The organism is Microbacterium sp. dk485 (genome assembly GCF_004570445.1).
Taxonomy (GTDB): Bacteria; Actinomycetota; Actinomycetes; order Actinomycetales; family Microbacteriaceae; genus Microbacterium; species Microbacterium wangchenii.
This window is the reverse complement of record NZ_SPQW01000001.1, coordinates 1229415-1241742: the sequence shown is the minus strand read 5'-3', so window position 1 is coordinate 1241742 and position 12328 is coordinate 1229415. Positions and strand designations below refer to the sequence as shown.

The window sequence follows — 12328 nt, the reverse complement described above, 5'->3', positions numbered from 1 at the left end:
GTTCGACAACGCGGGCTGTTCGCGGCCCGACGCATTCACGGATCCGGATAGAAACCGGTAAGAGTAGCATTCAGGATATCACGGTGGCCTTCCGCCCTCTCTGCGCGGCGGCCGGACGCGAGGGGATGCAGATGGTCGACGAAGCAGCCGGCAGTCCGGAGCAACGAGCCGCCGCCGCCGCGGATGCTCCACACGGTGCGGTGATCGTCGGCGCCGTTCCCGGGCAATCCCCCCGGGTCATCATCGAAGCCGCGCGTTATGCGCGGCTGCTGTCGGCGCCACTGGTGATCGCGCACGTGGATGTCACCCGCTTCGTCACGTTCGAAGACCCCGACGGCTTCGTGCACTCCGCGCCCATCGATCTCGACGTCGGTGGAGGCGAGGTCGAGCTCAACGAGGTGCGCGCGGCCGCCGAAGCGGCCCTGGCCGAGTGCCCTGTGCCGTGGAGCGTGCATCAGCTGGTCGGCGATCCGGCCCTCGCCATCAAGCACCTGGCCGAGCGCATCGACGCCAAGCTGCTGGTCGTCGGCACCCGCAAGCGCGGCTTCGGCGACTCGCTGCGGGAGTTCTTCACCGGCTCGGTGGCGGCGCGGCTGAGTCACCGTCAGCACCGGCCGCTGCTCGTGATCCCGCTGGGCGATCCGGTGCCCGACGATCAGGACATCGTCTGGAGCTGACCCTCAGCCCCGAATGGCGCGGACGATCGCGCCGGATGCGTCATCGAGCGCCGTCTCCAGTTCGTCGATGACTGCGGAGCTCAGTTCTCCGCCGCGGGCGACGTGCGTGCGCAGGTCGGCGCGCACGCGGGCGCGGAAGCCGTTGACGATCGCGTCCGCGCGGTGCAGCTGTTCCCGGCTGCGCGTGCGGACGTCGTCGGCGGGGGTGGCCGGCGCGCTGCGGCGCTCCTCCTTGGCCGCGGCGGCGAGGTCGGCGCGAAGGCTCCGCATCGCCTCGCGGACGCTGCCGCGCACCTCGTCGGCGATCAGGCGCACGCTGTCGGCCAGTCCCGCCTGAATCCCGTCGAGCTCGCCCGCGCGGGCGGCGACCTCGGCCCGGCCCGCATCGGTGATCTCGTACACCGTCTTGCGTCCCTCGACCGTCTTGGTCACGAGCCCCTCCTCCTCCAGCTTCGCCAGGCGGGGGTAGACGGTGCCGGCGGAGGGCGTGTACGTGCCGCCGGTGCGATCGGACAGCGCCTGCATGAGGTCGTACCCGTGGCGCGGCGACTCGTCCAGAAGGCTCAGGAGGTACAGGCGCAGGTCGCCGTGCGAGAAGACGGCGGCCATCACCACTCCTCCTCGGCCTCGAGGTCGGACTGGCGCACACCGGATGATCCGCGGCGCAGGACGGTGACGTTCCCGGAGACGGAGTGGGCGCGCACGTCGACGAAGGAACCGCTGAGTTCGCCGGTGGACCCGGTGTAGTTGGTCGGTCCCGACCCGGAGCGGGTCTGACCGTCGATGAGGATGCGGCCACTCACGCTGCGCACGGCGTAGTTGGCGGGAAGATCGTCGTCCAGGCGGATGGTGGCGTTGCCGCTGACCGTGTTCACGCCGATGGAGTGGACCGTGCCGCGCGAGTCCACCAGCATGGCTCCCGAGACGGTGTCGATCGACGCCTTCGACACGCTGCCGGTCGCCGCGATGTCACCCGAGACGCTGTTGGCGCTGAGGGCACCCTGCAGCTGGCGCACCTGCACGTCGCCGGAGACGGCGTTCACGCTGAGATCGCCCGTCAGGCCGTCGACGATGATGTCGCCCGAGACGGTGTTGAGCCGCGCGTCGGTGTGCAGCCCCGACAGCAGGGCGCTCGCGCTGACGACTCCGAGGGTGAGGGCGATGTCACGGGGGACCGCGACACTGATCTCCGCGCGCGGGCCGCCCGCTCCGAAGTTGCGGAACACCTCCAGGAAGTTGTCCCACCGCAGCTGAGGATGATCGATCTCGAGGCTGTCGTCGGTGATCTCGATGCGCAGATCTTTCACCGTGACGCCGTGCACTTCGATGCGGGCGCCCGGCTGGTCGTGGGCGACGATGTCGATCTGGCCGCCGACCAGGCCGACCTTGAGCGAACGAACGGTCTCGATGTCGATCACGCGCGTCTCGCCCGGGTGGATGAGCCACTTCTCGAGGGTCATGAGAACTCCTGAGGGTGAAGAGGGTGGATCGCGATATATCGCGTCTGGGCAGAGTAACACGATATATCGCGTCTGTGTCAAGAGCTGAGGGGACGAAGGCGCTGAGATGAGCTTGACATTGACGCGACGTCAACTTCTACCGTGGAGGGGAAAGGGGACGGACATGGAATGGTCCATTCAGCAGATCGCGCAGCTGACCGGCACGACCAGTCGCACGCTGCGCCATTACGGCGCCGTCGGGCTGCTGCATCCCTCCCGCGTCGGCGGCAACGGGTACCGGTACTACGACGAGGACGCACTCGTGCGGCTGCAGAGGATCCTCCTCCTGCGCGAACTGGGACTCGGCCTGGCCCAGATCGCCGAGGTGCTGGCTCGGGAGGGTTCGGAGGAGTCGGCGCTCGCCACGCATCTGGCCTGGTTGCGCCGCGAGCAGGAACGGCTGACGCGGCAGATCGCCGCGGTGGAGAAGACCCTGGAGAAGAGAAGAGAAGGTGGACGCCTGATGGCACAGGAGATGTTCGACGGATTCGATCACACGGAGCACCGGGAGGAGGTCGTCCAGCGCTGGGGGAGTGATGCCTACGAGCGCTCGGACGCGTGGTGGCGTGCGCGATCGACCGAGGAGAAATCGGAATGGTCACGGCGCACGGCCGCTCTCATCCGCGAATGGATCGACGCGGCCGAGCGCGGCGACGATCCGGCCGGTGAGGCCGCACAGGACCTGGCTGCGCGCCACGTCGCCTGGCTGACGGAAGTGCCGGGTACGCCGGCCGCGCAGCCCGGAGGCGATGTGGCGGGCTATGTCCTCGGACTGGCCGACATGTACGTCGGCGACCCCCGCTTCGCACGGACCTACGCAACGAGTGCCGGCGGGACGGCCGGGGCGGAGTTCGTGCGGTCGGCGCTGAGGATCTACGCCGAGACGACCTGGTGAGGGAAAGAACGGATGCCACGTCCCTTGGGGGGAAGGACGTGGCATCCGTGGTCGCGATCGATCAGATCGCGCAGGCGATGAATCCGGCGCACCCGAAGCGCCGATCCATCCAGGGGGTCAGACGCTCTTGCGTCCGCTGATGACGCGGAACAGGAATGCGATCAGCGCGATGACGCCGACGATCAGTGCCACCCAGAGCAGCCAGTTGAGCGCGGTGTTCAGACCGCCCACGATGGCCAGCACGATGGCGACGACGATGATGATGAGGAGGGCGATGTTCATGTCGAGGTCTACTCCTTCTCTAGGACGACGCCCCGCTGGAGGGCAGGGCGTCGGGCGCCGTGTGCGGCGCTCATCCACAATGCCCGGTGTACCTCCGCGGATGCGAGGGGTTGACGACCGCGGAAGCCGGGTGCTAGCACGCGCGTCGCGCGTAGGGAAGGGGCGTTCCCTGTCAACCCCATGTCAGTCCCGTTCCTGGCCTCGTACCTTCGGACCGTCGAAAGGAGTCGCGATGCCCGCTGGACGTGGATCGAACCTCAAGGACCGCGAGATGTACGAGGAGCTGCGCAAGGACGGCGCGTCGAAGGAGAAGGCCGCACGCATCTCCAACGCCGCCGCGGCGCAGGGGCGCTCGAAGGTGGGCAGCCGCGGGGCCAACGCCGAGAACTACGAAGACCGCACCGTGGCCGAACTGCGCAAGCGTGCCAAGGAACTCGGCCTGAGCGGCTACTCGGGCAAGAAGAAGTCCGAGCTCATCTCCATGCTCCGAAACCACTGAGGGTGGCACGACTCATCCGGGTCCGGCCTTTCGAGGACCCGGGGTACCGTCGCGTGCGCTCGGGGCGCGGATTCCGCTACGTCGACCACCGGGGCCGTCCGGCTCCCTCGGAGGACGCCGAACGCGCACACGCACTGGTCATCCCGCCCGCGTGGCGTGAAGTGTGGATCTCCCGCGAGGCGCGCGGTCACATCCAGGCCGTCGGCACCGACGACGCCGGCCGGCGCCAGTACGTCTACCACCCGGAGTGGTCGAAGAAGCGCGACAAGGGCAAGTACGCGCGCGCGCTCGAACTCGCCGCCGCCCTTCCGCGTGCCCGGCGACGGGTCACGCAGTCGATCCGCCGCGAGGAGCTCGACCGTGAGCGTGTGCTGGCGGTGGCCTTCCGGCTGCTCGATCAGGTCGCCCCGCGGGTGGGGTCCGCGCGGTACTTCGCCAGCAACGGCAGTCGCGGTCTCACGACGCTCCTGCGCCGGGATGCGGAGGTCGACGGCTCGCACGTCACCTTGTCGTTCCCGGCCAAGAGCGGCAAGCGCGCCCTCCTGGAGCTGGACGACGAAGACCTCGCCCGCGCCGTGTCGGAGCTGGCCGCGGGCCGTCCCCGCGCGCACCTGCTGGCGTATGTCCGCGGCCGGCGCCGCGTGCCCCTGACGCCGGGCGACGTGAACGCGTACGTGCGCGCACTGACCGGTGGATCGTTCACCGCGAAGGACTTCCGCACCCTGCGCGGCACCATCCTCGCGGCCGAGACCCTCGCGCGCATCGGCACCGTCGACACCAAGACGGACCTCAAGCGCGCAGAGCTCCTCGCCGTGCGCGCCACGGCGGAGAAGCTGGGCAACACTCCCTCCGTGGCGCGGGGCAGCTACATCGATCCGCGCGTCTTCACGCTCTACCGGCGCGGGCAGCTCATGGACCTGGACGGCTCCCGAGACGCTGCGATCCGCCGCCTCATCCTCGGGGAGTGAGGCACCGGGCTAGGGTGTCGGTGTGTTCTCGTGGGTCCACCTCGCGCTCGTGATCCTCGGCGGGGTGATCGGCACCGCCGCACGGCTGGGCATCACGCTTGCCTTCGGCGAGGGGCTGGGGCCCGCCCTCGTGCCGGTCGTCAACGTCACGGGAGCCTTCCTGCTCGGGCTCGTGCTCGGCGGAGGCACGCGGTCCAGGCCGGCCCGGACCCCGGCCGGCGCACAGCACTTCCTCGGCGCGGGCATCCTGGGCGGCTTCACGACCTACAGCGCCCTCGCCGTGGAGTCGGTCGATCCGGCCGGTCTGGCGTGGGGCGCCGCCACCGTGATCGCGGGCACCCTGGCGGCGTGGGCCGGCGTCGTGGTCGCACGTCGGCGGAAGGCACCGCGATGACGCCGTCCCTGTTCGCCGCGGTGGCGCTGGCCGGCGGTGCCGGGGCGGGGCTGCGCTACCTGCTCGACCTGGTCGTGCAACGGCTCGCCGGTTCGCGTGTGCCCTGGGGGATCCTCGTCGTGAACCTCTCCGGAGCGTTCGCCCTCGGGCTGATCTCGGCGGGCATCGTGGACTCCACGGGTCTCTGGGTGCTCGGCGCGGGTCTTCTCGGCGGGTACACCACCTTCAGTTCGGTGGCCGTATCCACCGTGCTGCTGGCCGAGGAGCGTCGCCCGCGCGCGGCGGTCGGCTACGCCGTCGCAACGTTCGTCGGCTCGGTGATCTGCGCGCTGCTGGGAGCGGTGTGCGGGGCTCTCCTCACCTGAGAAGTGCCCAGGTGACGCGTGGGATACTGAGGGCCCGGCATCGGTGTCGGTCATCCCACGTCACGTCCGAAGGGCATCCGTGTCGAATCTCGCCGTCCTGAGCCTCAAGAACCGCGCGCTCATCGCCCTCATCACGATCGTGGCCGCGGTCTTCGGCGGGCTCGCCCTGGTGAACCTCAAGCAGGAACTGATCCCCTCGATCGAGTTCCCGCAGCTCGCCGTGGTGACCACCTACCCGGGGGCGTCGCCCGAGGTCGTCGAGAACGACGTCTCCACTCCGATCGAGACGGCCATTCAAGGTGTGCCGGGACTGGAATCCACGAGCGCGACGAGCACCACCAACGCCTCGATCATCTCGGCGTCGTTCACGTACGGCACCGACCTGGCCACCGCCGAGCAGAAGATCACTCAGGCCGTCAACCGCATCAACAGCGAGCTGCCGGAGTCGGTCGAACCCAACGTGATCTCTGCGAGCATCGACGACTTCCCGGTCATCCAGATCGCCGTCACCGGGTTCGATGACGCCGAGAACGCTCAGGCGACCCTGGAGGCCACGGTCATCCCCGACCTCGAGGACGTCGACGGCGTCAACGCGGCGCAGATCGTCGGCGGACTCGGGCAGCGGGTGACGATCACCCCCGACCAGGCCCGTCTGGCCGAGCGCGGATTCTCCCAACAGGCCATCACCGACGCCCTCGACCAGAACGGGGTGCTCTTCCCCGGCGGCGAGATCACCGAGAACGGCCAGAGCCTCACGGTTCAGACCGGCGCCAAGCTCACCTCCGTCGAGGACGTCGCCGCCCTTCCGCTCGTCCCCACCGTGGCGGGCCAGTTCGGCGCGGCAGTCACCACGATCGGCGACGTCGCGACCGTGGCCGAGGAGACCGATCCGGTCTCCAGCGTCTCCCGCGTGGACGGCGAGCCGGCGCTGACGATCGCGGTGACCAAGCTCCCCGCGGCCAACACCGTCGATGTCTCCCGCGGCGTGCTCGCCGTCCTCCCCGACCTGGAGGAATCGCTGGAGGGCGCGTCCTTCACAGTCGTGTTCGACCAGGCGCCCTACATCCAGCAGTCCATCGAGGCCCTCGCCGAAGAGGGGCTGCTGGGTCTGGCGTTCGCCGTCCTCGTGATCCTGCTGTTCCTGCTGTCGGTGCGCTCGACGATCGTGACCGCGATCTCGATCCCCACGAGCGTGCTGATCACCTTCATCGGGATCCAGGCGTTCGGGTACTCCCTCAACATCCTGACGCTCGGTGCGCTCACCATCGCCATCGGCCGCGTCGTGGACGACTCGATCGTCGTCATCGAGAACATCAAGCGGCATTACGTCGGCGACGCAGACAAGCTGCGGTCCATCATCCGGGCGGTGAAGGAGGTCGCCGCGGCGATCACGGCGTCCACGATCACGACGGTGGCCGTCTTCCTGCCCATCGCCTTCGTCGGCGATGTCACGGGCGAGCTGTTCCGGCCCTTCGCCCTGACGGTCGCGATCGCGATGACCGCGTCGCTGTTCGTCGCCCTGACGATCGTGCCCGTGCTGGCGTACTGGTTCCTGCGGCCGGGGAAGCAGCTGGTGGACGCGGAGGGTCGTCCGATCGACCCGGAATCGCCCGAGGCGCCCCCCAGCCGGCTGCAGAAGGCCTACCTGCCGGTGCTCACCTGGACGCTCAAGCACTCGTGGGCCACCCTCGGGCTCGCCGTGCTCGTCCTGGCCGGCACCGGCGCGGCCGCTCCCTTCCTGAAGACCAACTTCCTCGGCGACTCCGGTCAGAACACGTTCACGATCACCCAGAGCATCGGTCCGGCGCCGAGCCTGGAGGCAGAGGATGCCGCCGCGCTGCGCGTGGAGGAGGCCCTCGCCGAGGTCGACGGCATCGAGACGGTGCAGGTGTCGATCGGCTCGAGCGGATCGGCGCTGCGGGATGCGTTCTCCGGCGGCGGCAGCGGCGTGACGTACTCCGTCACCACCGACCCCGACGCCGACCAGGTCGCCGTGCGGGAACGCGTGCAGGCGGCCGTCGCCGACCTCGAGGACGTCGGAACGGTCACCGTCGCCGCCGCCGGCGGCGGATTCGGGTCGACCGACATCGCGATCGACGTGAGCGCCCCCGACGGGGAAGCGCTGCAGCAGGCCGCCGACGCCGTCGTGGCGGAGCTGGACGGGCGCGCCGGCGTCGGGCAGGTGTCGAGCAACCTCGCAGCCTCACTGCCCTACATCTCGGTCGCGGTCGACCGGGATGCGGCCGCCGAGCGCGGGCTCTCGGAGGTCGCCGTCGGCGGGCTCGTGTCGGCGGCGGGACAGCCCCGTCAGGTCGGCACGGTGGAGATCGACGGCACCTCGCTCACGGTGTACCTCGCCGTCTCCGACCCGCCCACCACACTGGAGGAGCTCCGGGCTCTGGAGGTCCCCACGGCGGCGGGCCCGATCCGGCTGGACGCCATCGCCACCGTGGGGGAGAGCGAGGGGCCCGCCTCGATCACGACCCAGCGAGGTCTGCGCACCGCCACGGTGACCGTGACCCCCTCGACGGACGACCTCACCGCCGCATCCGCCACGGTCACCCGCGCGCTGGCGGCGGCCGACCTGCCCAGCGGCGCGCGCGCCGAGATCGGCGGGGTGCTCGCCGACCAGACGAACGCGTTCTCGCAGCTGGGGCTCGCCCTGCTGGCGGCGATCCTCATCGTCTACATCGTCATGGTGGCGACCTTCAAGTCACTGCGTCAGCCGCTCCTGCTGCTGATCTCGGTGCCGTTCGCCGCCACGGGTGCGATCCTGCTGCAGCTGGCCACGGGTGTGCCGCTGGGAGTCGCGTCGCTCATCGGCGTGCTCATGCTGATCGGCATCGTGGTGACCAACGCCATCGTGCTGGTCGACCTCGTGAATCAGTACCGCGAGCAGGGGCTCAGCGCCCACGACGCGACCATCGCGGGCGGATCCAGGCGGTTGCGGCCCATCCTCATGACGGCGCTGGCGACGATCTTCGCTCTGACTCCGATGGCTCTCGGGATCACGGGGCAGGGCGGGTTCATCTCCCAGCCGCTCGCGATCGTCGTGATCGGCGGACTCGTATCGTCGACCGTGCTGACGCTGCTGGTCCTGCCGACCCTTTACAACCTGGTCGAGGGCTGGCGGGAGCGGCGGCCCGAGCGGCTGGCCGACGATACCGGCCGGAGGGGCGAGCGGGCGCGCCGCCGACGCGAGCGACGGGCAGCGCGAGCCGGCTCGGACGCCACGGCCGCGACTCAGACGCACATGAGCGAATCGGAGGCGCCGGCACCGGCTCCGGCGACACGGCGCGGACTGCGTCGGGGGCGGCCGGCCGGCTGACCGGGGCCTTCGCCCGCTCGCCCAGGCAATGGGTGAAGACGCCCGACCAGGCGAACATCGCGCTGAAGGCGATCACTTCGAACAGAGCGAGGTTGATGGTGCCGTCGACGAACAGCCATCCACCGGCGAACAGGCATCCGAAGATGGCGAGGGTCGTCAGCAGCAGGCGCCGCGGCATCCGGTGCAGGAGCACCGGCGACGTGAGCAGGAGCGCGGCGAAGCCCAGGACCATTCCCGCAGCGACATTGTCGTGGACGGACTGGTTGACGTTGAGGGGAACGCATCCCACCAGCGCCAGATTGACGCCGATCGTGGTGAGGAACACCTGGGCGGCCCAGCCCGAGCCCCGGCGGCCGACGAGGGCGCCCAGGCGGACGAGATCGCGGCGTACCCGGTACGCGTAGACCGCCACGAGGGTGCCGCCGACCACGAGGGTGCCGTTGAAGAGGGCGCCGGAGGTGTCGTGGAAGGTGCCCAGCTGGCTGAAGTGCAGGTGCCACCACAGCGGATCGGTCGTCGTCAGCACCGACAGCAGGATGCCGCCGATGAGCACGACGAGCACCCCGAAGGCCAGCTGCATCGACGTCAGACGCGCGACGAGTGCGCGTGGTGACACGATGAGAATCGTTCGGGTGACGGGTACGACGGCACTCATTCTCGGGTAACTCCACCCAAACGGACAGGGCGCCCATTGCCCGCCGAGCTCCCCGCTCCCCATGTGCCCGTCGGTCAACGAACGCCGGACGGCCCACTAACTAAACCCCCAGCGCGACGGCATGCCGTCTCGGTCATGCTATCGCCCGAGGGGCATGTGAAAGTAGGCCAAAGCACCCCTGTCACCGGGAATTTACGTCGGCGTGGCGGCTTTTTCTTCGGCGAAGTCTTCTGGGAGCGGTGCCACATGCCGGTGAGCGGAGCGCGGGGCATGTTCCCAGGCTCGTGCACTAACGTGGACTCGTCGGCTTTGGACACTGCGCTGCGCGCGGATGGGTTTGTGAGTCCAAGGGGCCGATGGGAGGAGCGAATCCGCTCCGACGATCATCAGAGTTAATGGCCCCGGCCGACGGATGTCCGGGTTTGTGCCGTGCCGTGCGCACGGCGCGTGCTGTTTGCGCGAATACAACCCAGGAAGATTCCCCATGCCCAAGAACAAGAAGCCGGCCGGCGGCCGGCCCGCCCAGAACTTCGAACCGCGCTACGGCGACAAGCCCGCGTTCCAGGACCGCAAGCGCCGCACCGATGACGCGCGGCCCGCAGCCTCGCGACCGGGCAGCAAGAGCCCGAACCACCGCGGTCACCGCCCCGCCGAGGCCGGCACCGCCGAGCCGAAGCGCCGCTGGACCGCACAGGAGCGTGCCGGTCGCGACGAGGCTCGCGCCATCCGGTCCACCGACCGTCCTCGTCGCTCCTTCGACGAGCGCCCGGCGCGTTCGTTCGATGACCGCCCGGCGCGTTCGTACGGCGACCGTCCGGCGCGCTCGTTCGATGACCGTCCGCGTCGGGATGACCGTGCGGCACGGGATGACCGTCCGGCGCGTTCGTACGGCGACCGCCCGGCGCGCTCGTTCGATGACCGTCCGGCGCGTTCGTTCGATGACCGTCCGCGTCGGGATGACCGTCCGGCCCGGGATGACCGTCCGGCGCGTTCGTACGGCGACCGTCCGGCGCGCTCGTTCGATGACCGTCCGCGCCGGGATGACCGTCCGGCTCGTGATGACCGTCCGGCGCGTTCGTACGGCGACCGTCCGGCGCGCTCGTTCGATGACCGTCCGCGCCGGGATGACCGCCCCGCTCGTGATGACCGTCCGGCCCGCTCGTACGACGACCGCCCGGCGCGGTCGTACAGCGACCGCCCGGCTCGTGATGACCGTCCGGCCCGTTCGTACGGCGACCGTCCGGCGCGTTCGTTCGATGACCGTCCCCGCCGGGATGACCGCCCCGCGCGGTCCTTCGACGACCGCCCGCGTCGCGACTTCTCCGACCGCCCCCGCCGCGATGCCGGACCGAACCGGTCCGATTGGAAGTCGGAGACGGCCTCGAAGGCGCACGAGCAGCACGTCGACGTCGTGCACGAGAAGCTTCAGGCCGAGGCCGTTCAGACGCAGGAGACGTCGGATGTGACGTTCACGAGCCTCGGGCTGGGCGACAACATCGTCCGCACGCTCGCCGACCTCGGTGCGGCCACGCCGTTCCCGATCCAGGCGGCGACCGTCGCCCCGATCCTCGAGGGCCGCGACGTTCTCGCACGCGGCCGTACCGGCTCGGGCAAGACGATCGCCTTCGGTGCCCCGCTCGTGGAGAGCCTCCTGCGCGCGCAGGCCGGTCAGAAGCGTGCCTTCGGTCGCCTGCCGCAGGCGCTCATCCTCGCTCCGACGCGCGAGCTCGCACTGCAGATCGATCGCACCGTGCAGCCCATCGCCCGCAGTGTGGGCCTGTTCACCACGCAGATCTACGGTGGCGTGCCGCAGGCCCGTCAGGTGGGCGCGCTCCGCAAGGGCGTCGACATCATCATCGGAACCCCGGGCCGTATCGAAGACCTCATCCGCCAGGGCAAGCTCGACCTCTCCGACGTGCGCATCGTCGTGCTGGATGAGGCCGATCACATGAGCGAGCTCGGATTCCTCGAGCCGATGCAGCGCATCCTCCGCCTCGTGCAGGACGGCGCGCAGAAGCTGATGTTCTCGGCGACGCTGGACCGTGAGGTCGCCGCGCTCGTGGACGAGTTCCTCGTGGACCCTGCGGTGTACGAGGTCGCCGGCGAGACGCAGGAGTCGAGCACCATCGACCACCGCATCCTCGTCATCGACCACCGTGACAAGGCCGAGATCCTCACCTCGCTGGTGGACCGCGACGGCAAGACGCTGGTCTTCGCCCGCACGCGCGCCTTCGCCGAGATGCTCGCCGAGCAGTTCGACGACGCCGGAATCTCGGCCGTCGCCCTGCACGGTGACCTCAACCAGGCCAAGCGCACGCGCAACCTGGAGCGGCTCACCTCGGGACGCGTCAGTGTCCTCGTGGCGACGGATGTGGCAGCCCGCGGCATCCACGTCGACGACATCGACCTGGTGATCCAGGCCGACGCTCCCGACGAGTACAAGACGTACCTGCACCGCTCAGGCCGTACCGGCCGCGCGGGTCGCGCGGGCACCGTCGTGACGCTCATCCCGCGTCAGCGCCGCCGCCGCATGACCGAGATGCTGCAGCGCGCCGAGATCGAGGCGCCGTTCGACGAGGTGCGCCCCGGCGACGACCTCCTCGAGCAGCTGCGCTTGGGCGCGACCGCCGACGTCGCCGACGCGTCCGAGGTGTCCGACGCATCCGAGGTCGCCGACGTGTCCGAGGTGTCCGAGGTGTCCGAGGTCGCCGACCCGGCCCACGTCCCCGCCTGACGCGAGGCCCACTCCGCGAGACCGCATCGCAC

Annotated in this window: 12 protein-coding genes; 9 read left to right on the top strand and 3 right to left on the bottom strand. The window is 69.9% G+C overall.

From position 1 onward, the window contains the following. Nucleotides 1-83 precede the first annotated feature (83 nt). Nucleotides 84-677: a universal stress protein gene (locus E4V99_RS05760; protein ID WP_240742765.1), complete on the top strand. Its 594-nt coding sequence runs from the start codon at nucleotides 84-86 to the stop codon at nucleotides 675-677. A gap of 3 nt (nucleotides 678-680) precedes the next feature. On the opposite strand, the gene E4V99_RS05755 is transcribed toward E4V99_RS05760, so the two are convergent. Then, entirely contained in the window at nucleotides 681-1286 is a 606-nt protein-coding gene (locus tag E4V99_RS05755) for a helix-turn-helix transcriptional regulator (protein WP_135062603.1), read from the bottom strand. Further along, complete coding sequence (locus E4V99_RS05750; RefSeq protein ID WP_135062605.1) at nucleotides 1286-2137, bottom strand: DUF4097 family beta strand repeat-containing protein; 852 nt, start codon at nucleotides 2135-2137, stop codon at nucleotides 1286-1288. The genes E4V99_RS05755 and E4V99_RS05750 overlap by 1 nt, the downstream gene beginning before the upstream one ends. Nucleotides 2138-2300: 163 nt before the next feature. Between E4V99_RS05750 and E4V99_RS05745 the strand changes: the two genes are divergently transcribed. Beyond that, on the top strand, nucleotides 2301-3071 hold the full coding sequence (locus tag E4V99_RS05745; RefSeq protein WP_135062607.1) for a MerR family transcriptional regulator: 771 nt from the start codon (nucleotides 2301-2303) through the stop codon (nucleotides 3069-3071). Between the two features lie 117 nt (nucleotides 3072-3188). On the opposite strand, the gene E4V99_RS18430 is transcribed toward E4V99_RS05745, so the two are convergent. After that, nucleotides 3189-3353, bottom strand: coding sequence for a DUF2207 domain-containing protein (locus E4V99_RS18430; RefSeq protein WP_147911271.1), 165 nt, complete (start codon nucleotides 3351-3353; stop codon nucleotides 3189-3191). Between the two features lie 232 nt (nucleotides 3354-3585). Here E4V99_RS18430 and E4V99_RS05740 point away from each other — a divergent pair, with 232 nt between their 5' ends. The 7 genes from E4V99_RS05740 to E4V99_RS05710 all read left to right on the top strand — a co-directional run bounded on the left by E4V99_RS05740 (nucleotide 3586) and on the right by E4V99_RS05710 (nucleotide 12296). Beyond that, a complete protein-coding gene (locus tag E4V99_RS05740) occupies nucleotides 3586-3852 on the top strand; it encodes a Rho termination factor N-terminal domain-containing protein (RefSeq protein ID WP_135116648.1) in 267 nt (88 codons plus the stop codon). Nucleotides 3853-3854: 2 nt separating this feature from the next. Next, nucleotides 3855-4820 (top strand): DNA topoisomerase IB, encoded by a 966-nt coding sequence (locus E4V99_RS05735; protein ID WP_135062611.1) that lies wholly within the window; start codon nucleotides 3855-3857, stop codon nucleotides 4818-4820. A gap of 22 nt (nucleotides 4821-4842) precedes the next feature. Continuing rightward, on the top strand, nucleotides 4843-5214 hold the full coding sequence (locus tag E4V99_RS05730; RefSeq protein WP_135062613.1) for a CrcB family protein: 372 nt from the start codon (nucleotides 4843-4845) through the stop codon (nucleotides 5212-5214). After that, nucleotides 5211-5579: a CrcB family protein gene (locus E4V99_RS05725; protein ID WP_135062615.1), complete on the top strand. Its 369-nt coding sequence runs from the start codon at nucleotides 5211-5213 to the stop codon at nucleotides 5577-5579. The genes E4V99_RS05730 and E4V99_RS05725 overlap by 4 nt, the downstream gene beginning before the upstream one ends. Before the next feature lie 79 nt (nucleotides 5580-5658). After that, nucleotides 5659-8907 carry an efflux RND transporter permease subunit gene (locus E4V99_RS05720; protein ID WP_245233123.1) on the top strand — a complete coding sequence of 1083 codons (3249 nt, stop codon included), beginning with the start codon at nucleotides 5659-5661 and terminating at the stop codon, nucleotides 8905-8907. 28 nt (nucleotides 8908-8935) lie between these two features. Then, nucleotides 8936-9520, top strand: coding sequence for a hypothetical protein (locus E4V99_RS18600; protein WP_240742767.1), 585 nt, complete (start codon nucleotides 8936-8938; stop codon nucleotides 9518-9520). 526 nt (nucleotides 9521-10046) lie between these two features. Further along, entirely contained in the window at nucleotides 10047-12296 is a 2250-nt protein-coding gene (locus E4V99_RS05710; protein ID WP_135062619.1) for a DEAD/DEAH box helicase, read from the top strand. The last annotated feature ends 32 nt before the right edge of the window (nucleotides 12297-12328 follow it).